Annotated in this window: 19 protein-coding genes; 5 read left to right on the plus strand and 14 right to left on the minus strand. The window is 72.1% G+C overall.

The features are described from left to right. Positions 1 to 19: 19 nt before the first annotated feature. Both ACGFNH_RS10690 and ACGFNH_RS10695 read right to left on the minus strand, forming a co-directional pair. Positions 20 to 487 carry a molybdenum cofactor biosynthesis protein MoaE gene (locus tag ACGFNH_RS10690; RefSeq protein WP_393652676.1) on the minus strand — a complete coding sequence of 156 codons (468 nt, stop codon included), beginning with the start codon at positions 485 to 487 and terminating at the stop codon, positions 20 to 22. An 89-nt stretch (positions 488 to 576) separates the two neighbouring features. Next, positions 577 to 1683 (minus strand): SDR family oxidoreductase, encoded by a 1107-nt coding sequence (locus ACGFNH_RS10695; protein WP_393652677.1) that lies wholly within the window; start codon positions 1681 to 1683, stop codon positions 577 to 579. A gap of 188 nt (positions 1684 to 1871) precedes the next feature. On the opposite strand from ACGFNH_RS10695, the gene ACGFNH_RS10700 reads away from it, so the two are divergent. Together ACGFNH_RS10700 and ACGFNH_RS10705 are read left to right on the plus strand one after the other, a co-directional pair. Further along, on the plus strand, positions 1872 to 3380 hold the full coding sequence (locus tag ACGFNH_RS10700; protein WP_393652678.1) for a zinc-dependent metalloprotease: 1509 nt from the start codon (positions 1872 to 1874) through the stop codon (positions 3378 to 3380). Next, on the plus strand, positions 3377 to 3916 hold the full coding sequence (locus tag ACGFNH_RS10705; protein ID WP_393652679.1) for an NUDIX hydrolase: 540 nt from the start codon (positions 3377 to 3379) through the stop codon (positions 3914 to 3916). Before ACGFNH_RS10700 ends, ACGFNH_RS10705 begins: the two co-directional genes overlap by 4 nt. Positions 3917 to 3985: 69 nt before the next feature. Here the strand turns inward: ACGFNH_RS10705 and ACGFNH_RS10710 are convergent, their stop codons facing one another. The 4 genes from ACGFNH_RS10710 to ACGFNH_RS10725 form a co-directional block, all read right to left on the minus strand. Then, a complete protein-coding gene (locus ACGFNH_RS10710) occupies positions 3986 to 4747 on the minus strand; it encodes an AIM24 family protein (protein ID WP_393652680.1) in 762 nt (253 codons plus the stop codon). Positions 4748 to 4764: 17 nt separating this feature from the next. Next, positions 4765 to 5448 (minus strand): AIM24 family protein, encoded by a 684-nt coding sequence (locus tag ACGFNH_RS10715; protein WP_393652681.1) that lies wholly within the window; start codon positions 5446 to 5448, stop codon positions 4765 to 4767. A gap of 11 nt (positions 5449 to 5459) precedes the next feature. Further along, on the minus strand, positions 5460 to 7226 hold the full coding sequence (locus ACGFNH_RS10720; protein WP_393652682.1) for a TerD family protein: 1767 nt from the start codon (positions 7224 to 7226) through the stop codon (positions 5460 to 5462). A gap of 173 nt (positions 7227 to 7399) precedes the next feature. Then, positions 7400 to 7990 carry a M48 family metallopeptidase gene (locus tag ACGFNH_RS10725; protein WP_393652683.1) on the minus strand — a complete coding sequence of 197 codons (591 nt, stop codon included), beginning with the start codon at positions 7988 to 7990 and terminating at the stop codon, positions 7400 to 7402. Between the two features lie 266 nt (positions 7991 to 8256). Here ACGFNH_RS10725 and ACGFNH_RS10730 point away from each other — a divergent pair, with 266 nt between their 5' ends. Both ACGFNH_RS10730 and ACGFNH_RS10735 read left to right on the plus strand, forming a co-directional pair. Beyond that, positions 8257 to 9486 carry a ThiF family adenylyltransferase gene (locus tag ACGFNH_RS10730; RefSeq protein ID WP_393652684.1) on the plus strand — a complete coding sequence of 410 codons (1230 nt, stop codon included), beginning with the start codon at positions 8257 to 8259 and terminating at the stop codon, positions 9484 to 9486. 35 nt (positions 9487 to 9521) lie between these two features. Further along, positions 9522 to 10910, plus strand: a complete 1389-nt coding sequence (locus ACGFNH_RS10735) for an ABC1 kinase family protein (RefSeq protein WP_393652685.1) — start codon at positions 9522 to 9524, stop codon at positions 10908 to 10910. A 22-nt stretch (positions 10911 to 10932) separates the two neighbouring features. Here the strand turns inward: ACGFNH_RS10735 and ACGFNH_RS10740 are convergent, their stop codons facing one another. The 5 genes from ACGFNH_RS10740 to ACGFNH_RS10760 form a co-directional block, all read right to left on the minus strand. Beyond that, positions 10933 to 11142 (minus strand): hypothetical protein, encoded by a 210-nt coding sequence (locus ACGFNH_RS10740; protein ID WP_393652686.1) that lies wholly within the window; start codon positions 11140 to 11142, stop codon positions 10933 to 10935. 116 nt (positions 11143 to 11258) lie between these two features. After that, positions 11259 to 11585 carry a hypothetical protein gene (locus ACGFNH_RS10745; protein WP_393652687.1) on the minus strand — a complete coding sequence of 109 codons (327 nt, stop codon included), beginning with the start codon at positions 11583 to 11585 and terminating at the stop codon, positions 11259 to 11261. Continuing rightward, a complete protein-coding gene (locus tag ACGFNH_RS10750; RefSeq protein ID WP_393652688.1) occupies positions 11582 to 11956 on the minus strand; it encodes a WhiB family transcriptional regulator in 375 nt (124 codons plus the stop codon). The genes ACGFNH_RS10745 and ACGFNH_RS10750 overlap by 4 nt, the downstream gene beginning before the upstream one ends. A 175-nt stretch (positions 11957 to 12131) precedes the next feature. Beyond that, positions 12132 to 12449, minus strand: coding sequence for a hypothetical protein (locus ACGFNH_RS10755; protein ID WP_393652689.1), 318 nt, complete (start codon positions 12447 to 12449; stop codon positions 12132 to 12134). A gap of 163 nt (positions 12450 to 12612) precedes the next feature. Further along, positions 12613 to 14847 carry an ATP-dependent DNA helicase UvrD2 gene (locus ACGFNH_RS10760; protein ID WP_393652690.1) on the minus strand — a complete coding sequence of 745 codons (2235 nt, stop codon included), beginning with the start codon at positions 14845 to 14847 and terminating at the stop codon, positions 12613 to 12615. A 197-nt stretch (positions 14848 to 15044) separates the two neighbouring features. Between ACGFNH_RS10760 and ACGFNH_RS10765 the strand changes: the two genes are divergently transcribed. Beyond that, the gene (locus ACGFNH_RS10765) at positions 15045 to 15287 is read left to right on the plus strand and encodes a mycoredoxin (RefSeq protein ID WP_393652931.1); all 243 of its coding nucleotides are present in this window, start codon (positions 15045 to 15047) and stop codon (positions 15285 to 15287) included. A gap of 72 nt (positions 15288 to 15359) precedes the next feature. Here ACGFNH_RS10765 and nudC read toward each other — a convergent pair whose 3' ends face one another. The 3 genes from nudC to ACGFNH_RS10780 all read right to left on the minus strand — a co-directional run bounded on the left by nudC (position 15360) and on the right by ACGFNH_RS10780 (position 22584). Continuing rightward, a complete protein-coding gene (gene nudC / locus ACGFNH_RS10770) occupies positions 15360 to 16304 on the minus strand; it encodes an NAD(+) diphosphatase (RefSeq protein ID WP_393652691.1) in 945 nt (314 codons plus the stop codon). An 88-nt stretch (positions 16305 to 16392) separates the two neighbouring features. Next, on the minus strand, positions 16393 to 17835 hold the full coding sequence (locus ACGFNH_RS10775) for a dipeptidase (protein ID WP_393652692.1): 1443 nt from the start codon (positions 17833 to 17835) through the stop codon (positions 16393 to 16395). A gap of 777 nt (positions 17836 to 18612) precedes the next feature. Further along, positions 18613 to 22584, minus strand: a complete 3972-nt coding sequence (locus ACGFNH_RS10780) for a UvrD-helicase domain-containing protein (protein ID WP_393652693.1) — start codon at positions 22582 to 22584, stop codon at positions 18613 to 18615. Between the last annotated feature and the right edge of the window lie 80 nt (positions 22585 to 22664).

The following is a 22664-nucleotide window of genomic DNA, read 5'->3' on the forward strand; positions in this document are numbered from 1 at the left end:
CCAACCCGGGACGAGGACGCTACGCGCCGACCCATTCCTCCGTACCGTCGCTGAATTGCTGGTGCTTCCAGATCGGGACTTCGGACTTGAGGTCGTCGATCAGGCGCCGGCAGGCCGCGAACGCCTCCGCGCGGTGCGGGCACGCGACCGCGACGACGACCGCGAGGTCTCCGACGGAGAGGTCGCCCACTCTGTGCACTGCGGCCATGGCGCGGACGGGAAAGTCCGCCGCGACCTTCTCCGCCACGCGCCGCAGCTCCGCCTCCGCCGTGGGATGGGCGGAGTAGCCGAGCGCATCGACGCCTGAGCCTCCGTCGTGGTCGCGCACGGTGCCGACGAACAGGGCGATGCCGCCCGCGGAGTCCTCGCCCACGGTCGCGAACACCTCGTCGACGGACAGCGGGGTGTCCCGGATCCCGAGGAGACGGATCGGGTCGGAGGCGGGGGCCTCTCCGCGGTGGGCGTACGTGCGTGCCATGGCGTCCATCGTGCCGTACCCGTTGCGATTAAGGAATCCCGGTCATCCCGCATTGCGGAAGAGATATTCCGTCTGCCGGTTGGCTGTGGGCGCACGCGTCAGCGGCGACGGGCCTTGCGCGCACGCCTCACCAGGGCAGCCGTACCGACCAGGGCCACGGTGGCGCCGGCCGCACCGAGCGTCGTCGCGTCCTTGCGGCCCAGCCGACGGCCCGCGACCGTATGCCTGCCGGCGACCTCCTCCACCAGCTCCGCGAGAACCTCTTCGTTCGTCCACTGCGGCCGCCATCCGGCGTCGTGGAGCCGGCTGCCGCTGACGACCCAGGGGTGCATGGTGTACTCGAGGTCGCCCGCCGGGGACGGGGTGAGGCCGAGCCGGTGGAGCCGTGACGCGGCCCCGAGGGCGACGGCGGACGGCAGCTCCATGCGCCGGATCCCCGTCAGCTCCTCGACCTCCTCCTGTTCGAGCCAGCCGTCGCAGCCGACCGCCAGCTCGCCGTCGACCTTCTCCAGCGCCGCGTACTCCAGGGCGCTCGCCAGGTCCTCGACGTGGCAGAACTGCCAGGTGGGGCGGGACCCGGCGACGACCAGAAGGCGGGGCGACTCGAAGTAGCGGGTGAAGGCCGTGTCCGTGCCGCCCACGAGGACGGCGGGCCTGACCACCGTGACATTGAGGCCGGGGTGCGCCCGGGGCGCGCGGCGGCTCAGCCGTTCGATCTCCAGCAGGTCGCCGACGCCCGTGGCCTCGGCGGTCGCCCGCAGTTCGGCGTCCTCGGCGAGCGGCACGTCGTTCTCGGGCAGGGCGCCGTAGACCATGGCCGAGGTGCACAGGACGACGCGGTGGACGCCGGCGGCGGCGGCCGCGGTGAGCACGGTCTGCGTACCGCGCACGTTGTACGCCGTGCGGGCCGCCGGGTCGGTGCCCAGGTCGAGGTCGAGCGCGAGGTGCACGACCACGTCGCAGCCGCGCAGCTTGTCCGCGATCGCCGGATCCCGTACGTCGAGCAGGTGCCACTGCGCCTCGGTCACGTCGCCGCGGCGCTCGTCGATGGCGACGACCTGCTTGATGTCCTCGGACGCTGCCAGCCGCTGCGTGAGCACGGCACCGACGCCTGAGGCGGCACCTGTGACCGCGACGACGGGCCGGCGCGCGGATCCGGCGGCGCCGTTTCGCGCTGCGCGAACTTCTCGGTCTGGGGAACTCACCGGGCGACTCCAGCGGTTGTCTTCAGTACGTACGGGCAGTTACGCGTACGAACCAGGTGGGTCCATCCTGCCGCAGGCTTCCGGGTAGCCAAGCACCGAGCCCAGAGGTGGACAGGGTGTCTACGCTGGGTGTGTTGTCGGGCAGTCGCCGCCGGCCGGGCCGGCGGCCCTACGAGCCGAGGAAACCCGTGAGTGACACCCCATTCGGATTCGGCCTCCCGCCGGAGGAGCCGGAGGACGGCGACGACGGCAAGAAGAAGGGCGGCCAGGGCGGCGATCAGGGCCCCGCGAATCCGCTCGGGTTCGGGGGCGGCGGCGCGGAGAATCCATTCGCCGCGATGTTCGGTTCGCTGAATCCGAACGATCTCGGTGCGGCATTCCAGCGCCTCGGGCAGATGCTCTCCTACGAGGGCGGCCCGGTGAACTGGGACATGGCCAAGGACATCGCGCGGCAGACCGTCGCGCAGGGCACATCCGACGGCACCAAGGACGCGACGGTCTCGCCGGGCGAGCGAGCGGCCGTCGAAGAGGCGGTACGGCTGGCGGACCTGTGGCTGGACGGCGCGACCTCCCTGCCCTCGGGCTCCGGCGCGGCCGTGGCGTGGAGCCGCGCCGAGTGGGTCGAGGCGACCCTCCCGGTGTGGAAGGACCTCGTGGACCCGGTCGCCGAGCGCGTCGGCGCGGCCATGGGCGATGTGCTGCCCGAGGAGATGCAGGCCATGGCGGGCCCGCTGCTCGGGATGATGCGCTCCATGGGCGGCGCCATGTTCGGCACGCAGATCGGGCAGGCCGTGGGCGTACTGGCGGGCGAGGTGGTCGGCTCGACCGACATCGGCCTCCCCCTGGGCCCCGCGGGCAAGGCGGCGCTGCTGCCGGTGAACATCGAGGCGTTCGGCAAGGATCTCGGCATTCCGCCCGAGGAGGTCCGGCTCTACCTCGCTCTGCGCGAAGCGGCCCACCAGCGACTGTTCGCTCACGTTCCGTGGCTGCGTTCGCATCTCTTCGGAGCGGTCGAGGGCTACGCGCGTGGCATCAAGGTCGACACCGCCAAGCTGGAGGACGTGGTCGGCCAGCTCGACCCCAGCCACCCCGAGCAGCTTCAGGAAGCGCTGCAGCAGGGCATGTTCCAGCCGGAGGACACTCCGGAGCAGAAGACGGCGCTGGCTCGGCTGGAGACGGCTCTGGCGCTTGTGGAGGGCTGGGTCGACGCGGTGGTGCACGGCGCCGCGGCACCGCATCTGCCGTCGGCCGACCGGCTGCGCGAGACGCTGCGGAGACGGCGGGCGACCGGCGGTCCCGCGGAGCAGACCTTCGCCACGCTGATCGGGCTCGAGCTGCGTCCGCGCCGGCTGCGCGACGCATCGAGGCTGTGGGCCTCGCTGACCGACGCGCGCGGACTGGACGGCCGGGACGCTCTGTGGGAGCACCCGGACATGCTGCCGACCGCCGAGGACCTCGACGACCCCGACGGCTTCGTGCACCGCGAGCAGCTCGACTTCGCCGAGCTGGACAAGATGCTGGGCGAGGCCGCGAGCGGCAGGGACGAGAGCCGGCCGCGGCTGGAGAAGGACGACGACCGGGCCACCGGCGAGGATCAAGCCTCGGGCGGGGACAAGGGCTCCGGAGACGACAAGAACTCAGGGGACGACAAGGGCTCCGGCGATCAGGGCTCCGGAGAGGGCGACAGCAAGAAGTGAGCCTCCACGGGGACACGGCGCGGGTCCTGAAGGAATGGCCCGCGCCGGACGAGGACCAGGAACGGCTGCGGCTCGCCTACGGCGACCATCTGGCCGCACATCCGGACGGCACGTGGAAGTCCTGCGGCGACGGGCACATCACGGCGAGCGCTCTCGTCGTGGACCCGCCGGGCGGGCGGGTGCTGCTCACCCTGCACCGCAAGTTGCGGATGTGGCTGCAGATGGGCGGGCACTGCGAGCCCGAGGACACCACCCTGGCCGAAGCGGCATTGCGCGAGGCCACCGAGGAGTCCGGGATCGACGGTCTGACACTGCTGCCCGGCGGTCCGGTGCGTCTGGACCGCCATCACACGCCCTGCGCCTGGCACTTGGACGTGCAGTACGCGGCCCTCGCCCCCGGCGGCGCGGTGGCGGCGATCAGCGACGAGTCCCTGGACCTGCGCTGGTTCGCGTACGACGAGGTGGCCGCGGTGGCGGACGAGTCCGTCGTACGGCTGGTGGACCGCACCCGCGCGCTGCTCGATTCCCGAGGCTGAGGCGCTCGAGACCCGGGGCGCGCGGGGCGGCCGACCTGCCGGTCCGTCTTCCCGCGTTGTTCCGTCGATCTAGCGGTTGGACCAGATGTTGCCCTGGTTCTGGCCGTGGGCGCCGTGCTGGCCCATCCCGTACTGCGCGGCCATGCCCTGTCCGATCGCCGCGTTCTGCGGCGGAAGCAGTTCGCTGGGCTGGACGAGGGCGTAGCCCTGGCCGAGGAAGCTGAGCTCCCAGCCCTCGCCCGTGTTGCCGCGCCGCCGGAAGACGCTGGAGGACGATGTCTGCGCCTGCATCTGGACGCGCAGCGACGTCGACCAGGCGATGACGGCGTCGGCGTCGGCGTTGACGTACTTGTCGGGGGTGACCTGCAGCATCAACGGCTGGCCCGAGGTCATCAGCGCGACCTTGCCCTGGCCGGAGATCTGGAGGTTGTAGGCCCCGGACCCGGAGATGCCGAACTGGCTGTCCACCGCGATCGCCTCCCAGTGCAGACCGGAGTCGAGCGCGAGCACGTACGCACTGTCGACGGTCAGCCCGTCCCGGTCCACGTCCACGACATGGACGTGCTGGGCGAGGTTGGCGAGGAAGACCGTGCCCTGACCCGAGCAGCGCATCAGGTCGAGGCCCTCACCGGTGTGGGCGCGGGCGCGGCGCTGGCCCGGGGTCTGGTACTCGCCGTCGAACTCCATCATCCCCTGGTAGGCGACCATCGTGCCCTTGCGGGCGAGGATGTCGTCATGGCCGGCGAGGGTGACCCGCAGCATCTGCGGGTTCTGGAGTGTGTACCGGTCCTGGGACTGGTTCTCGGTGTAGCCGAAAAGCGGGCTCTGCATGGTGTGTTCGCTCCCCCTCAGCCCCGGGCCCGGAGCCGGTCAGTGCTGTCCTCGCTGGGCTGTACGACGACGAACCCCTGGCCGGAGAAGCCGATCTGGTACGCCTCGCCGCTGCCCCGCCCGATCATGGAGGAGGCCTTGAAGCTGCGCTTCCCCTTCATCTTCAGGCCGGTGGACCAGGCGACGAGCGCGTCCGGGTCCACATAGGTCTCGTCCTCGCCGCGCCCGCAGTCGACCACGATCGGGGTGCCCCGGGAGGTCAGAGCGACCCAACCCGTGCCGGAGATCCCGACGTTGAAGAGTCCCTGCCCGGCGAACTTGGCCATGCCCTTGACCCTCTGGACACCCCACTGGAGATGGGCGTCGAAGGCGAGCAGATTGGTGCCGTTGACCGAAAGGGAGTCACCGGCGAGGTTGATGCAGACGACGTCCGCGCCGTAGTCCGCGAGATAGAGCAGGCCGTCGCCGCTGCACTTCATCAGCGGGGCGCCCTCTCCCGTCATCCACTGGGACGCCATCTGGCGGACGGCGGGCGGATTCGGCTCGTACTGCACGAACCCCTCGTACGCGACCATGGAGCCGGTGCGTGCGAGGACGTCCTGGCCGCTCTGCATGGCGACCTTGAGCATGCTGCGCCCGTGGTTCTCCATCCGGGCGGCCGGCGGGGCGGGGGCGAAGCCCGCGATCAGTGTCTGGTCCATGACGGGCTCCTTCAGACCTCGTAGGGCTGGACGACGATGAAGTTGCCGGGTGCGCCGCGGAACTGGAGGTTCACGGTCTCGCCGCTGTGGCCCGGGTAGGCATTGCGGCGCAGCCGCACCTGACTGGCGATGATCACCTGCGAGGCGGCCGACCAGGCCACGATGGCGTTGCTGTCGGCGAACGTGGTCGGGGTGACCGGCAGGACGACCGGTACGCCATGGGTCTTCACGACGACGGTCCCGGTGCCCTGGAACTGCATCGTGAAGAGCGCTCCGCCGGGAATGCCGTGGCCCTCGATCCGCCGCACCTCGTGCTGCAGCGACTCGTCGAAGGCGAGCACGCTCTCCGCGGAGACGCAGATCGCGTCACCCTGGAGCTCGATGGGGTGGACGTGCGAGCCGTTCTCGGCGAGAAAGACCTGGCCGCGGCCGGTGCAGCGCATGAGCTGCATCTCCTGACCGGTGGCGTTGCCGACGATCCGCCCGGCGAACCCGGCGCCCTTGTAGCCGAACTCGACCTTGCCCTGGTAGAGCACCATGCTGCCCTGGCGGGCGAGCACGGGCTGGCCGTCGGCACCGAGGTCGATGCGGACGAGCTGCTGGTTCTGGAGCGTCCACCGCTGTCCTGTGGGTGCCTCGCGGAACTTCTCCAGCGCCGCACCGAGCCCCGGCGAGGCAGCCGCGGCTGCGGGCGCACCGTGAGGGGCGGCCTGCGCCGGGAACTGCCCGGACTGCGGCTGACCGTACGGGGGCGGCGCCGCCTGGCCGGACTGGCCGTAGGGCGGCTGCGGCGCGGGAGGCGGTCCGGGGGCGGGCGGGGCCTGGCCGGGCACCGGGGCTCCGTACGCGCCGGGGGCTCCCGGTGCTCCCGGCGCACCCGGTGCTCCTGGTGGCTGACCGTACGGCGCCTGCTGACCGGGGTACTGGCCGGGCACGCCCGGCTGCCCGGGCGGCGGCGGGACCTGACCTCCGTGCGGCGGGTTGTGCTGGCCGGGGAGACCGGGCGCCATGGGCGCGGCGATGGTGGGTGCGGCGTGCACCTGCGGGTCGGGGGCACCCGGAGCGGGCGCGGGCGGCGTAGCCCCCGGAGGCGGGGCGGCGGGCTGCGGCACGGGGGGAGCCGGTGGCGGCGTGGCGGGGGCGGTCGGCTGGCCCGCCGGAGGGGCGAACCCGGGTGCGGGTGCGGACGCCTGAGGCGCCGCGAACCCGGGTGCGGCCTGCGGCGCTTGCTGCTGCGGCGGCGCCTCCTCTTCGAGCACCTCACCGCCGAAGTTCTTCAGCAGGGCGTCGAGCCCACCGTCGAACCCCTGGCCCACGGCGGCGAACCGCCAGACGTCCTTGAGGTAGAAGTCGCCGAGCATCACCGCGCGTTCCGTCGTGAACTCCGCGCCGGTGAACGAGTAGCGGGCCACCTCCTCGCCACCCGCCACGATGCGGACGTAGCCGGGCGCGACCTGGGACATCTGACCGGCGCCGTCGATCGCCGCGGTGAAGGAGAGCCGGTGGATGTTCGCCGGGATGCTGTCGAGCGTGACGCGGAAGGACTCCGTGTCCCCCGCCTGCGCGCCCAGCAGTTGGATCGACTCCTCGGGCGACTTCGGCTGGTTGAAGAACACGAAGTAGCGCTCGTCCGACAGCCGTTCCTCGGCGTCGAGACCGAAACAACTGATGTCGAAGGACAGCCCGGGCCCTGAGATCTGCACGCCCACGTACAGATCCGTCCCCGCTGTCAGGTCACTGACCTTGGCCTTGTGGCCACGTTGAAATTCCCTGGACATGCGAAAGACCGTCCCCCCATCCCGAGCAATGTGTGCGTGGCGTCAGGCTAACCGCTGGGGGCGACAGCGAGCGACGCCGGATCTGGGTTGGTACACACGTGATACGGGCCGGAGGCGCATCGGCATTCCGGCCGGCGCGCGGACGGGCCCGTACAGGCGCGGCCCCGCGCGGACTACTCGGCCCGGGCAGCGGGCAGATGCGGCAGCCGGTCAGCCGCGACGACGCCTTCGAGATATCCGCGCGCGCGCTCCGTCCGCGGATACGTCTCCAGCAGTTCCCAGAAGCGGGGGCCGTGCCCGGGCACCAGCAGGTGGGCCAACTCGTGGAGGAGTACGTAGTCGATGACGTACTCGGGCATGCCCTGGAGGCGGTGCGAAAGCCGGATGCTGCCTTCGGCGGGGGTGCAGGAGCCCCAGCGGGTGTTCTGGTTGGTGACCCAGCGGACGGTCCCGGGCCGGGCCCGGCCGTGGAGGTACTGGTCGGAGAGCTGCTCGGCACGCTTGGCGAGTTCGGCGTCGCCCAGCATCCGCTTGCTCTCCTGCGCGGCGAGCTTGTCCAGCATGACCGTCACCCAGCGCTGCTCCTCGGCCTCGGACATCCGGGCGGGGATCAGGACGATGGTGCGGTCGCCCTCGCGGTACGCGGAGACCGTTCTGCGCCGCCGGGCACTTCTCCTCACCTCGACCGCGCTCGGCCCCGAGCCGCGGGAGGGCTGACTGGCTGTGCTGCGCTGCGTAGCACGCTGCAGTGGGTCGGCGGACACGCCCCGACGTTACCCGCTGGGGGTGGGGGAAGTCCCGCCCCTCGGGGGGTGTGCGCAATTTGAATGACTAATCCCCACCGCCTGTGGACAACTTTCGGCGGCCGATCGGCGGCGCAGGCATGCTGGTCGCCGACCGGATCGAGCGACGACGCGCTCGGATCCGGTCGACGGGAAAACGACAGGGAATCGGTGGGGACCGACGACGACCGAGTGGGGTTCGGCGGGCTCGACCGGGAACGACGAGTCATCACGGGGGACGAAAAGTGATGCATCCGATGCTCAAGCCCGCACTGCGGCGCAGCTGGCGTGACAGGCAGACCGTGCAGTTCGGGATCGCGGGGGCGCATGCCGTGGTCCTGGGTCCGGTGGACACCACCACCGGCCTCTTTCTCTCCCTCCTCGACGGCACACGCGGCATGCCGCTGCTGAGACGTGAGGGCGAGGCGATGGGCCTGGACCCCGCGCGGGTGGACGAGCTGATGGACCGGCTGGGCGCGGCCGGGCTGCTGGACGACGCGACGGCGTCGGGCAGCTCTCCGGGGGCCGCAGGGCCGGACCTGGCCGAGGTGACCGACCGGCTGCGAGCGGATCTGGCATCGCTGACCGTGGTGCACCCCGAGGCGGGCGCCGCTGTGCGGTGCGTGTCCGCTCGGTCGGCCGTGCGGGTTCAGGTGCGCGGCGCGGGACGGGTCGGTGCGGCGGTGGCCGCGACCTTGTCGGCCTCGGGCGTCGGCCAGGTGGACGTACAGGACGGCGGTTGTGTCGAGCCCTGGGATGTCACGCCGTCCGGGCTGCCACCTGAATCGGTGGGCGAGCGGCGGAGCGTGGCTGCGCGAAGAGTGGTGCGGGCCGCCGCGCCGGGTCGGCGTCCCTGGCGTTCGGTAGCGGACGGTTCGGGTGGAGCTGCCAGGTCCGGCCTGTCCACATCGGGGACGTACCGACCATCCGGGGCAGTGACGGAGCTGGTGGTGCTGGCACCCCGCGACGGCCTCGCGGCGTACGCGCCCGACCCGGTCGTGACCGAGGAGCTGATCGCATCGGGCACTCCTCATCTGTACGCCGGGGTGATCGAGGGCACGGGTGTCGTGGGGCCTCTGGTACTGCCGGGCAGTTCAGCGTGTGCCGGGTGTCTGGCACGGGAGCGGACCGACCGCGAGTCCGCCTGGCCCCGGATGCTGGCGCAGTGGCGCTCGGGGCGCAGTGCCTACGGGGCGGTCGCGTGCGACACCGCGCTGGCGACAGTGGTGGCAGGACTCGCCGCCTCACATGCGCTGAACTTTCTCGACGGTCGGCTTCCCCTCAGCACAGGGGCGCGACTGGAGTTGGCACTGCCCGACCTGGCATGGGAGTCGCGCACGGTCACGGCGCACCCGGGCTGCGCGTGCGGCGCCTCGCGGGCCGGTGACGTCACCGACGGGGAATCCTCCTCCATCGAGGAGGAGCCGCACGGGACAATGGCCGGGCAACCGCCGTCTGCGGCGTGGCTCGGGGGGTAGCCCTCCCCGGAGATGCAGTGGAGTTGGAGGGGCGAATGTCGGATCTTCCCCGCAAAGCGGTGACGCGTACAGCCAAGCTGGCCGCGCTGCCGCTGGGAATCGCCGGCCGGGCCACCTGGGGGCTCGGCAAGCGGATCGGCGGCCGGTCCGCCGAGATCGTGGGCCGGGAGCTTCAACAGCGCACCGCCGAGCAGCTGTTCAAGGTGCTCGGCGAGCTGAAGGGCGGTGCGATGAAGTTCGGCCAGGCGCTCTCGGTCTTCGAGTCCGCTCTGCCGGAGGAGGTGGCCGGTCCCTACCGTGCGGCGCTGACCAAGCTGCAGGAGGCGGCGCCCCCGATGCCGGTGCGAACGGTGCACGCGGTCCTGGAGGAGCAGCTCGGCGAGGACTGGCGGAAGTTGTTCGAGGAGTTCGAGGACAAGCCGTCGGCGGCCGCCTCGATCGGACAGGTGCACCGCGCCGTGTGGCACGACGGGCGGGAGGTCGCGGTCAAGGTCCAGTACCCGGGCGCGGGCGAGGCGCTGTTGTCCGACCTCACGCAGCTCGGCCGGTTCGCCCGGATGCTCGGGCCGCTGATTCCGGGGATGGACATCAAGCCGCTCATCGCCGAGCTGCGCGACCGCATCTCCGAGGAGCTGGACTACGGCCTCGAGGCACAGGCACAGCGGGCGCACGCGGAGGAATTCGCGGACGACCCGGATGTCGTCGTACCGGATGTGGTGCACGAGGGCGACCAGGTGCTGATCACGGAGTGGATCGACGGCGTACCGCTGTCGGAGGTCATCGCCGACGGCAGCCGCGAGGAGCGGGACCGGGCGGGGCAGTTGCTGGCCCGTTTCCTCTTCTCGGGCACGGCTCGTACGGGTCTCCTGCATGCGGATCCCCACCCGGGGAACTTCCGGCTGCTCGTCGGCCACGCGGAAGACGGACCGCCGGAGAAGTGGCGCCTGGGGGTACTGGACTTCGGGACGGTCGACCGGCTTCCCGACGGGCTGCCCCCGACGATCGGCACGGCCCTGCGCATGACGCTCAACGGGGACGCCGAGGAGGTGTACCGGATGCTGTGCGAAGAGGGCTTCGTCAAGCCGACGATCGAACTCGATCCGGATGCCGTCCTCGACTATCTGCTGCCGATCATCGAGCCTGCCGGGGCGGAGGAGTTCACCTTCACACGGAGCTGGATGCGCACGCAGGCGGCCCGGATCGCCGATCCCCGCTCCCCCGCCCACCAATTGGGCCGGCAGCTGAATCTGCCGCCGTCCTACCTTCTGATCCACCGGGTGACGCTGAGCACCATCGGCGTGCTGTGCCAGTTGGGAGCCACGGTCCGGCTGCGCGACGAACTGGCTGCCTGGCTCCCGGGGTTCGTGTCCGAGGACACGGAGGACGAGGCGCTGGAGGAGGACGGCACGGCGACGGGCGCCTGACCTGCCGCCGGGTGGCCCGCGTTCACCACCAGGAGGAGTCGAGCCGTCCCTCGATGGCGCGGATGTTGTCGCGGGCGCAGTCTTCGCAGAAGTAGACCCGGCTGCCGTTCTCCACGGAGCAGGTCCAGGTAACGGGCGGGGGCGTTTCTGGCGCGACGTCACCACAGCGGGCGCACACCACAGCCCCGTCCCCGGCACCCTGTTGCGCGGGGTGATGAGTCTGTTGTTCCACCTGACGACGATACCCCCGCGACCCTGTTCGACCGGGCACAACGCACCGCGGGACCGGTTCGGCGAACCGGTCCCGCGGTGTTCAGAAGACCTGCTGAGCGCGTTGTGCTCGGACGGTCACTGCATGACGGCCATGGCGATGGCGCGCCGGGCGCGGAGCGAGGCACGCTCGGCGCGACGCTGCATGCGCCGGGCGGTGGCCAGGCGCCAGGCCCTGCGTTCGGACTCGGCCTCGTGGAGTCGGTCCTCCATATGGGCACGGGCCAGGGCTTCTGGGATGAGTTGCATTTCTCGGGTCCTGTTCTGGCGGGAGGAGTTCGCACCGGAGTTGGGGCGATCCGGGGTTCCGGCGGTGGACGGCTCGTAGGCGGACGGCTTCATCGTGGGGACCTGCTTCATGGGGTCGTGCGTGCGAGGGCGGTTGATCGTTCCCGGGGTGGTCATGCCGCAACCGGGTTCTTGCGCGGGCGGCCACGCGGCCGCTTGCGCGGCACTACGACACCCTGGACGAACAGCTCGCCGCCCCAGACGCCCCACGGCTCGCGCCGGTCTTTGGCGCCCGCGAGGCAGGCCTCGCGCAGAGGGCAGGTCTGGCAGAGCGACTTGGCGTACTCGACGTCGGCCGGCGACTCGGCGAAGAAGACCTCCGGGTCGTACGAGCGACAGGGGACGAGCTCGCCCAGGCGCTCGATCTCGTCATCGAGCACGGTGAGCGGGGTGAGGGGGGTGGACTGAGTCAAGGTGACCTCCGTGGAGCCGGGCGGGGGGATCGCAGGGTCGTGCGGGACGGACGGGGCGTGCGCTGGACTGTGCACCTTCGGTTTTCCTCGTCTGTTCGGGCCCGGCCTGGTGGGCCGGGGTGTTCGGTCGGTACCGGGTGGCTTTCCGAATCCGCCGGCGGAAGGACGCTTACGTCTCCCGGCAACGAAAAGGGCCGCGGATCCCGGTTCGGGTTCCGCGGCCCTGGAAGGTGCCGACCTGATCTTGCGATCAGGCTGGATCTCTCCAGGGTTCGAGCCCGCGGAAGGCCCGCATCGTGAGGTGCTCGGCCGCAGAGTCGGCGCCGGCGGCGAAGCCACCGGTCCACGTCTGCTGAAGGTCGGCACCATTGGCCGCAGGGGCATAGGCCGAGACCTGTGCCGCCGCTACTGCCGCCGGTGCCTGGATCGGTCGCACGTCGACCGCGACGATGCCGCGCTCGACGAGACGTGCTTCGGCAGCGCCGGACAGACCGGTGCCACGCAGCACGGAGACGCCGGACAGGCAGAAGGCGGCCTTGTGACCGGCCAGTTTGGTGATGCTGATCATGTGGGCTCGCCTCCTCTCGGCGTCTCGGGGGACTGGTGTAAACCAGTCCGGTGGGCTTCCAGTACAACACGGATCAGCGGCTCGGAGAAGTCCGTTGACCCGTGCTCGGAAGGCTATGGGGATTCTTGCGGCATGCGCAAACTATTTTCTCGACGAGTTTGTATCAGTCGTCAGCGGGCAGATCCGGAGCCTGCTCCGCCGCTTCCTCGGGGCCGTCCTCGGCGGTCTCCCGGGCGAGTTCCTCGCCCGCGCACAGCGCCAGCACATCGGCTCCGAACCGGTCGAGCTTGCGCCGGCCGACGCCGGCGATGGACGCCAGTGCCGACTCGCTGTCCGGCACCGCCTCGGCGATGGCCATCAACGTCTTGTCGGTGAAGACGCAGTAGGCCGGCTGGCCGAGTGTCCGGGCCTCCTCCATGCGCCACTCGCGCAGCCGCTCGTAGAGCACCTCGTCGAGATCCGAGGGACAGCTCTCGCAGCGCATCAGCTTCATCTCGCCCGCGTCGGTCAGCGTGCGCCCGCACACCCGGCACCGGACGGGGCCGCGGCGCTTCCTCGCAGCGCTGCCGCGCTCGATGCCGCCGGCCCCGCCGGGCGTGCGGCCGGCCGCCGCCGGGGAGCCGGGCCGGAGCCCGCTCAGGAACCGGCTGGGCTTGCGCGACGCACGGCCGCCGGGCGCGCGGGAGAGCGCCCACGAGAGGGCGAGACGGACCCGCGCACGGGTCACGCCGACATAGAGCAGTCGGCGCTCCTCCTCGATCTGCTCGTCGGTCCTGGCATAGGTGATCGGCAGCGTGCCCTCGGTCAGGCCGACCAGGAACACCGCGTCCCACTCCAGGCCCTTCGCCGAGTGCAGCGAGGCGAGCGTGACGCCCTCGACGGTGGGCGCGTGCTGCGCGTTGGCCCGCTCGTCGAGCTCCGCGACGAGGTCGGCGAGGGTCGGGGCAGGTGCGCCCGCCTCGGTGCGTGCCGTGGCGAACTGCTCGGCGAGCCGGACGAGGGCGGCCAGGGACTCCCACCGGTCCCGAACGGCACCGGAGCCCGTGGGCGGCTCGGAGGTCCAGCCCCGCGCGGTGAGCACGGCCCGCACCTGGGATGCCAGACCGACGGCGTCGTCCAGCAGGGCGTCGTTCCCGCCGGCGCGGGCGGCGCCACGCAGAGCGACACCCGCCTCGCGCACTTCGGGGCGCTCGAAGAACCGCTCCGCGCCCCGCATCTGGTAGGGCACGCCGTGGTCGGCGAGAGCCTGTTCGTAGACCTCCGACTGGGCGTTGACGCGGTAGAGGACGGCGATCTCGCTGGCCGGGATCCCGGCGTCGAGCAGGCCGCGGATGCTGCGCGCCGTGCCCTCGGCCTCGGCCGGTTCGTCGGTGTACTCGGAGTACTCGGGCTCGGGTCCGGCGTCGCGCTGCGAGACCAGCTCCAGGCGGTGTTCGGCGGCGCGGCCGCGCGCCTGCCCCAGCAGGCCGTTGGCCAGATGCACGACCTGCGGGGTGGAGCGATAGTCGCGAATGAGCTTCACGACCGTCGCATGCGGGTGCCGGGTGCGGAAGTTCAGCAGATGGTCGGGGGTCGCTCCGGTGAAGGAGTAGATCGTCTGGCTGGCGTCGCCCACCACGCAGAGGCTGTCCCGGCCGCCCAGCCACAGCTCCAGCAGCCGCTGTTGCAGCGGGCTCACGTCCTGGTACTCGTCGACGACGAAGTGCTGGTACTGCCCGCGCACCTGGTCCGCGATGTCGGGCCGGTCCTGCAGCACCCCGACGGTCAGCAGCAGGACGTCCTCGAAGTCGATGGAGCCCCGCTCGCGCTTGAGCTGCTCGTACGCGCCGTAGATCCCGGCGATCTCGGCCGGGTCGCGGGGCACCTCGCGGCCGGCCTTCGCGGCCGCCGCCGGATAGTCCTCCGGAACGGTCTGGGTGACCTTCGCCCACTCGATCTCGCCCGTGACGTCCCGCAGCTCGTTCCGGTCCAGGCGGATACGGGTGCGGACAGCGGCCTCCGAGACCAACTGGATCTTGCGCTCGGCGAGCCGTGGCAGCTCGCCGCCGACCACGCGCGGCCAGAAGTACTGGAGCTGGCGCAGGGCGGCGGAGTGGAAGGTGCGCGCCTGGACGCCGGCCGCGCCGAGCTGGCGGAGCCGCCCGCGCATCTCCCCCGCTGCGCGGTTGGTGAATGTGACGGCCAGCACACTGGCGGGCTGGAGCATCCCGGCGCGCACGCCGTAGGCGATCCGGTGCGTGATCGCCCGGGTCTTGCCCGTGCCCGCACCGGCCAGTACGCACACCGGACCGTGCAGCGCCGTGGCGACTGCGCGCTGCTCCGGGTCGAGCCCGTCGAGCACTGCGTCCGCCGAATCCGGAACTGCCGGGAAGAGTGTGGTGTCCGTTACTGGTGTCACCCCGCCATGCTGCCAGGTCTCCCGTGACGCACGGGATGCTTGTCCACACCTGTGGGGTCGCGGTCGTACTTATGGAGAACGCTCGGGGGAATGCGCGCCGAAGGGTGCGCGTTCCCTCATCGGCACCGGACCACCACACCCCGGAATCATGCCGCCACACCCCGGATCGAAGGAGTACGAGGACGATGCAGGAGCCGTTGCAGGGCACGGTGACGATGTTCAGCACCACATGGTGCGGCTACTGCCGCCGGCTGAAGGGCCAGATGGACCGCGAGGGCATCGCGTACACCGAGATCAACATCGAGCAGGACCCGGACTCGGCCGCCTTCGTCGAGAAGGTCAACAACGGCAACCAGCTCGTGCCGACCGTCCTGTTCTCCGACGGCTCCGCGCTGCCCAACCCCTCCCTGGCGCAGGTCAAGGAGCGGATCGGCGTCTGACGCCGCGGCCGGCCCGACACCCCCCGCCGGCCGGCGAGCGCACCGCACCCCTGCCCGCGAGAGCGGCCCGCCTCAGCGCGGGACGCCCGCGGGCAGCGGCTTTCCGTACCAGAGCTCGATGAGCCGGGCGGCGATCGAGATGCCCGACGGCGGGAGGACCTCGCCCGACTCGAACGCGGCCCGCAACTCGTCCCGCGAGAACCAGCGGGCCTCGTGGATCTCCTCGCCGTCGACGTGGATCTCCGAGGCGGTGGCCCGCGCCATGAAGCCGAGCATCAGGCTGGAGGGGAAGGGCCAGGGCTGGCTGCCGACGTACTCGACCTCGCCGACCGGAACCCCCGCCTCCTCGTACACCTCGCGGACGACCGCCTGCTCGATCGACTCACCGGGCTCGACGAAGCCCGCGAGGGTCGAGAAGCGGCCTTCGGGCCAGTGCACCTGGCGGCCGAGCAGAGCCCGGTCCTCCCCGTCCGTCACCAGCATGATCACAGCGGGGTCGGTGCGCGGGTAATGCTCGGCGCCGCATGCGGGGCACCGGCGGATGTGGCCCGCGGCCGCGACGACTGTGCGCTCGCCGCAGCGCGAGCAGAACCGGTGGAGCCGCTGCCAGTTCTCCAGGGCCACGGCGTGCACCATCAGGGCGGCGTCGCGCTCGGACAGCAGAGAGCCCGCCTCGCGCAGCCCGGCCGGCCTGGCCGACTGGTCCATCCGCCCCGGCAGGGCGTCCTTCTGCAGCGCGAAGTAGCACACACCGTCCTCGTCCGTGCCGAGGAAATAGCGGTGGGTCTCGGTCGGCGGCGCCTCGAAGGCGGGCGTCATGACCAGCTCGGTGCGGCCGTCGGTGGTGTCGTCGATCAGCGCCTGGCCACCGGAGACCACGAAGACCCGGGTCGTGGGGTGGCTCCACGCGGCCGCGAGCCAGGCCTCGTCGAGGCGGTGGTGGGCGGCGCGGTCGATGCCGCTCGGCGCGGTCAGGGCGATCCGCGGGACGGCCCTGTGGTCGGTCCAGGTGGTCACGGCTGCTTCCAACTCCCACTGAGGGACGGGTGTTCCGGCGCGGCCTGCGTCGCGGTGCGCGCCGTCGGGGCGGCGAGGCTGCTGGGCTTCAGGTGATCGGGCCATGCTCCGCCAGATCGCCCCACAGGTAGGCGGCGGTTTCGACACCCTTCAGCAGGAGGTCGATCTCGACCTTCTCGTTCGGCGCGTGCCAGCCGTCGGACGGCACAGAGATGCCGAGGAAGAGAACCGGTGCGTCGAGGACGTCCGCCAGGTCCGCCGCGGGTCCGGAACCGCCCTCCCTGGTGAACCGGATCTTCTGGCCGAACGCCCGGCCCATGGCCCGTACGACGGACTGGAGCGCCGGGTGGTCGAGCGGGGTCAGGCACGGGCGGGTCGCGCCCCAGAACGTGATCTCGTGGCGGATGCCGGCCGGGAGCCGCTCCGCGACCCAGTCGCGCACGGCCTGCTGCACCTTCTCCGTCTCCATGCCCGCGACCAGCCGGAACGACAGCTTGAGCTGGGCGGTGGAGGGCACGATCGTCTTGCCGCCGGGGCCTTGGTAGCCACCGCCGATGCCGTTGACCTCGGCCGTCGGGCGGGCCCAGATCCGCTCCAGGGTGGTGTAGCCCTCCTCGCCGAGCGTCGCGTGCGCATGGGCGGTGCGCAGCCAGGTCTCCTCGTCGAAAGGCAGCTCGGCGAAGAGCTCCCGCTCGCGGTCGGTGAGGTCGACGACGCCGTCGTAGAAGCCGGGGATCGCGACGCGGCGGTCCTCGTCGTGCAGGGCGGCGGCGAGGCGGGCGGCCTCGGTCGCCGGGTTGGGCACGGCGCCGCCGAAGGAGCCGGAGTGGATGTCCTGATCGGGTCCGTAGAGGTCGATCTGGCAGTCGGCCAGACCGCGCATACCGGTGCAGACGGTCGGGGTGTCCTCGGACCACATGCCCGTGTCGGAGACGATCACGGCGTCACAGGTGAGGCGCTCGGCTCGCTCGGTGATGAGGGCGGCGAAGTGCGGTGAGCCGGACTCCTCCTCGCCTTCGATGAGCAGCTTGATGTTGACGGCGGGGGCTGTACGGCCGGTGGCGGCGAGGTGAGCCCGCACGCCGAGCGTGTGGAAGAAGACCTGTCCCTTGTCGTCGGCCGCACCGCGCGCGTGGAGCCGGCCGTCCCGGACGACGGCCTCGAACGGTTCCGTGGCCCAGCCGTCCTCGCGCTCCGCCGGCTGCACGTCGTGGTGCCCGTAGACGAGCACGGTGGGGGCGTCCGGGTCTCCGGACGGCCACTCGGCGAAAACGGCGGGCGCGGGGGGTGCGGCGGCCGGTGCGGCGGGGGCAGCTGCGGTGCCGCCGCCGGTCTCCCAGATCTCGGTGACCGGGAAGCCGGTCTCGGCGAGCTTGGCCGCCAGCCACTCGGCACTGCGCCGGACATCGCCCGAGTGGGCCGGGTCGGCCGACACGGAGGGGATGCGCAGCCATTCCGCGAGGTCGTCGAGGAAGGCGGCACGATGGTCGTCGATGTAGGCGCGGACGGCGCTGTCCGGGGTGGTGCTCATGCGGAGGAGCCTACCGGCCGGGCACGAGGCGGCTCCCGGCCTGTGGACAACGGCCGGGACCGTTGTCCACAGGCCCGCTCGCGCCAGGCGCGTACACATGCGGCAAGCGTGCGGCAGGCGTGCGGCCGCGGGCCGGGCGCCCGCCCACGCGTCGGCACCGACGCGTGGATGTGGTGGCCGCCGGGCGCCCGGCAACCCCTCGACGGGTTCACGAAGGGCCCCGGCCGTGCGGCAGCGAGCACGGCAGCCGGGTACCGCGCGACGGGGCTGCGATGACCGCGCCGCGGGGCGGGGCGGTGGCCGGCTGCCGGGATGCCGATCGGTCCGCTCAGGAGCAGCTCGGTCGGCCGGGAAGCCCATCGGTCCGCTCAAGGAGGGCGAAGCCCATCGGTCCGCTCAAGGAGGGCTCGGTCGGGCGGAATGCCGCTCGGTCCGGCCGGGAAGCAGATCCGCCCTGCGGGGAAGCGACTCCGTCCGGGCGGGATCCATGCAGGTACGTGGCGAACACCGGCGCGCGCTCGCCGGTTGCGGCCGGAGGAGTTCACCGGAGGATTCCGGTCCTCCCCGCCCCTTGGGGCCGGTGTGCAAGGAGCCGCCGCCGGCCCACACCACGGTCACGCCGCGCCGATGACGCACCGGCAGATCATGGAGGCACCCAGGCGGATGCTGCTCACCGCTCACCGCTGCGAGAAGGGGGCGGCGTCGCCCCGTCACGTCTGCCGGACGCCTCCCGCGGCTGCTCTGGCCGTACCCCGCATGCCTGACGGCCGGGTGGGGTCAGGCGCCGCCCAGGAGGATGCGTTCGAGGGCGTCGCGGTCCGGGAGGTCGGGCGGGTGCACGATCTCGCCGGTACGGACGTGGAGGAACGCCGCCGTCACGGCCGAGAGCGGCAGATCGTGCTGTTCGGCCCAGGCGAGGCGGTAGATCGCGAGCTGGAGCGGGTCGGCCGAACGGCCGCGTCCCGTCTTCCAGTCGAGGATCTCGTACGCCTCGCCGCCGTCCGGAACGCTCGGCGGCCGGTCCCGCACATCCTGCCCATTCCGCCCTTCCACGCGGTACACAGCATCGATGCGGCCGCGGATCACCCTTCCCGCGAGCGCGAGTTGGAAAGGCGCCTCCACGCGGTACGGGATCCGCTCGGCGTACGGAGTGCGCTCGAAGGCCTCCTTGAGGGCGGCCAGGTCGCGCTCGTCCGCGATGTCCGCCGCTCCCGCGAACTCCGTTCCTCCGTCCCCGAAGAGGTCGTCCGCGCCCCCTGGCAGCTCATCCGGGCCGAGCAAGGGCAGGGGCAGTTCCTCGAAGCGCGACTCGACCCACGCGTGGAAGCGCGTGCCACGGCGCGCGGCGGGCTGCGGGGGACGCGGCATGGGCCGGGCCAGCTCCTGCGCGAAACCGTCCGGGTCGACCGCGAGGCGGAGCATCTGCGACGCGGTCAGCGACTGCGGTAGGGGCACGTCCCGTACGGTCGCCCGGGTCCGGCGCAGTTCACCGGCGAGCGCTTCGAGATCCCGGTCCCATGAGGCCACGGCCCGAACCTCCTCCGGCGTCAACACGGAGGCGCCGCCTTCGGGTTCGGGCGGGGCTCCCGCCGGCCCCGGCACAAGGACCGTCGCGGACGGAGCAACCGCAGCAGTCGGAGCGGACGGAGCGATCGGAGCGGACGGAGCGGACGGACGCGTCCGGGACCAGGTGTCCCAGCCATCGGGACCGTCTCCGCTCTGGTCGGTCCCGTCGGTCCCCTCGCTCTCGCCCCCGCTCTCCTCCCCATGCCGTTCACCGGCCCGGGGGCCGTCCTCCGGATCCACGTCCCTCAGGTCCGGATCCACGTCCCTCAGGTCCGGATCCACGTCCCTCAGGTCCGGATCCGGGCCCCACAGGACCCGGTCCTCCGGTTCGTCCTCCGGATCCCCCTCGGCGTCCATCTCCGGCGGAGGGGGCCAGTCCGGGTCGTACGCCGGTGGGGTCCGCGCCGGTGGGGCGCTCCCCTCGCCGTCACCCCGCGTCCCCGCACCCCGGCCTCCCCCGCCCGAGGCAGCACCCGCAGCAGCGCCCCCCGATGCAGCACCCTCCTCAGCAGCAGCTCCCGGAACAGCCCCGTCCGCCGCCCCCAACAGCTCGTCCAGGTGCGCCAGAACCCTCTCCGCGGCGCGGCGGCGCAGGGCGAGGGCCGTGGGGTCCAGGGGCAGGGGCCAGGCCTGGTCGGCGGCGATCGACGCCTTCAGGGACGGGTTCTCCTCCCCCTCCCCCGGTTCGTCCGCCCAGACCTCGATCTCCCCGTGTCCCTGCTCGCAGTGTTCGCGCAGCGCATCGAGGAACGCCGACGGGCCGCGCGGCTTCTTCTGGGCGGGCCCCCACCAGTGTCCCGAGCCCAGAAGGAGCGAGCGCGGGCGGGTGAACGTCACATAGCCCAGGCGGAGTTCCTCGGTCGCCTGGTGTTCCTTCATGGCCGCCTTGTAGGCCGCCATGCCTTTGCCGTCCCACTCCCCCACGTCCGGGAGGGTGGCCGCGTCGCCGCGCAGCGCGTGCGGCAGCACCTTCGCGTTGGAGGTCCAGGACTCGCGCGCCTGCTCGCTCGGAAAGTGGCGGCCGACGAGCCCGGGGACGGCGACCACGTCCCACTCCAGCCCCTTCGACTTGTGCGCGGTCAGCACCTTCACCGTGTTCTCGCCCCCGGGCAGGGCGTTGTCCAGGCCCTTCTCGTACTGAACGGCCGTACGCAGGAAGCCGAGGAACGCGAGCACGGTCGCCTCGCCGTCCAGTGCGGCGAAACCCGCCGCCACGTCCAGGAAGTTGCCCAGTGTCTCGCGGCGGCGGGCGGCCAGGGCCTGCGGGGACGCGGACAGCTCGACCTCGAGACCGGTGGTGGCAAGGACACGGTGCAGTACGTCCATGAGCGGGTCCGCGAGCGAGCGCCGCAGATCGCGCAGCTCGGCCGCGAGGCGCGCGAACCGGACTCTGGCCTCCGCGGAGAACGGCAGCCCGTCGTCCGGCCCTTCGGCCACCAGGAAGGTGTCGAGCGCGTCCGTGAGCGAGACGACCTCGGCCGGGTCGGTGCCCTCGACGGCTTCCGCGAGCCGCCGGTCGGGGTCCCCCTCGTCGGCGCCGGACGCGGTGTGCCGTACGAGCGTGCGGGCGCGGCGGCCCAGGAGTGCCAGGTCCCGCGGGCCGATGCGCCAGCGCGGACCGATGAGCAGCCGGACCAGCGCCGCGTTGGCGGTCGGGTCCTGGAGCACCTCGCACACGGCGACCAGGTCCGCGACCTCCGGCAGGTGCAGCAGCCCGGAGAGGCCGACCACCTCGACCGGTACGTCCCGCTCCACCAACGCGCCCTGGATCTCGGCGAAGTCCCCCGCCGTACGGCACAGCACGGCGATCTCCCCGGGCGGCGTGCCCGTACGGACCAGATGGGCGATCGAGTCGCCGAGCCACGTCAGCTCCTCGGCGTGGGTGGGCAGGAGAGCGCAGCGGACCATGCCGTCGCGCTCGGCGCCCTCGGCGGGGCGGAGGGCCTCCACACCTTCGTGGAACGAACGCAGCGGTGCGGCCAGCCGGTTGGCCAGGCCGAGGAGGCGCCCGCCGCTCCTGCGGTTCTCGCTGAGAGCGAAGCGGCGCGCCGGAGCGCCGTCGGCGTGGGGGAAGTGGGCGGGGAAGTCGTCGAGGTTGGCGACGGAGGCGCCGCGCCAGCCGTAGATGGCCTGGCAGGGGTCGCCCACCGCAGTGACGGGGTGGCCGGCGCCGTCGCCGAAGAGGGCGGCGAGCAGCAGCCGCTGGGCGACGGAGGTGTCCTGGTACTCGTCGAGGAGGACGACCGCGAATTCCTCGCGCAGGATGCGGCCGACCTCGGGGTGGGTACGCGCGAGCGTCGCGGCCAGCGCGATCTGGTCACCGAAGTCGAGCAGGTCGCGGCGCTTCTTGTCGTCGCGGTAGGCGCCGACCAGCTCCAGCAGTTCGAGCCGGGCCCGAGCGGCCTCCGGGGCCTTGCGCAGCTCGGCGTTGGACAGCCGCACGTCCTCCAGGCGCTCCAGCAGCCCGGTGTCGTAGGCCCTCAAGCGGTCGGCGGGGACGAGGTGTTCGGCCAGTTCGCCATCGAGCGCCAGCAGGTCCTCGACGAGCGCCGGCAGGGACTTGGTGAGCGCCGGGTACGGGCCGGGGGCGCTCGCAAGGACACGCGCGGCGAGCTGGAAGCGGGTGGCGTCGGCGAGCAGCCGGGCGCTGGGTTCGAGCCCTATGCGCAGGCCGTGCTCCTTCAGCAGCTGTCCCGCGAAGGCGTGGTAGGTGGAGATCCGCGGCTCGCCGAGCGGGTCCTCGGGGCCGCCGTACGCGTCCGACGCCGCGTACCGGTCGGGCACCACGCGCGAGTCCGGTGCCGTAGTCGAGTCCGCTGCACCGTGAGAGTCCGGTGCACCGTGAGAGTCCGCTGCGCCGGGGCCCATGACCGAGGCAGGGAAGGCGCCTTCACCGTCCGCCGGGGTCACCCCGGCCTCGATCAGGGCCTTGCGGACACGCTCGGACAACTCGCCCGCGGCCTTGTTGGTGAAGGTGAGTCCGAGCACCCGGTTCGGCGCGACCTGCCCGGTGCCGACGAGCCATACGACCCGCGCCGCCATCACCGTCGTCTTCCCCGAGCCCGCTCCCGCGACGATCACCTGCGGTGCGGGCGGTGCGGTGATGCACGCCATCTGCTCGCGGGTGAAGGGGATGCCGAGGAGTTCCTTGAGCTGCTCGGGTTCGGTGATTCGGGATGCCACGCACGCGAGGCTAGTCGTCGCCACTGACAACGGTGGCGCCCGGCCCACGCACCACCCGCACCGGCTGGCCCTGATCGCCC

Origin of the sequence: Streptomyces sp. NPDC048639, assembly GCF_043199075.1 — a bacterium.
Lineage (GTDB): Bacteria > Actinomycetota > Actinomycetes > Streptomycetales > Streptomycetaceae > Streptomyces.

What these genes read in the sequence shown, in the direction of transcription:
- ACGFNH_RS10715 (WP_393652681.1), bottom strand. Translation starts at nt 5,448, where the DNA reads ATGGACCAGACACTGATCGCGGGCTTCGCCCCCGCCCCGCCGGCCGCC.
- ACGFNH_RS10710 (WP_393652680.1), bottom strand. Translation starts at nt 4,747, where the DNA reads ATGCAGAGCCCGCTTTTCGGCTACACCGAGAACCAGTCCCAGGACCGG.
- ACGFNH_RS10755 (WP_393652689.1), bottom strand. Translation starts at nt 12,449, where the DNA reads ATGATCAGCATCACCAAACTGGCCGGTCACAAGGCCGCCTTCTGCCTG.
- ACGFNH_RS10775 (WP_393652692.1), bottom strand. Translation starts at nt 17,835, where the DNA reads ATGAGCACCACCCCGGACAGCGCCGTCCGCGCCTACATCGACGACCAT.
- ACGFNH_RS10690 (WP_393652676.1), bottom strand. Translation starts at nt 487, where the DNA reads ATGGACGCCATGGCACGCACGTACGCCCACCGCGGAGAGGCCCCCGCC.
- ACGFNH_RS10735 (WP_393652685.1), top strand. Translation starts at nt 9,522, where the DNA reads ATGTCGGATCTTCCCCGCAAAGCGGTGACGCGTACAGCCAAGCTGGCC.
- ACGFNH_RS10745 (WP_393652687.1), bottom strand. Translation starts at nt 11,585, where the DNA reads ATGACCACCCCGGGAACGATCAACCGCCCTCGCACGCACGACCCCATG.
- ACGFNH_RS10730 (WP_393652684.1), top strand. Translation starts at nt 8,257, where the DNA reads ATGCATCCGATGCTCAAGCCCGCACTGCGGCGCAGCTGGCGTGACAGG.
- ACGFNH_RS10720 (WP_393652682.1), bottom strand. Translation starts at nt 7,226, where the DNA reads ATGTCCAGGGAATTTCAACGTGGCCACAAGGCCAAGGTCAGTGACCTG.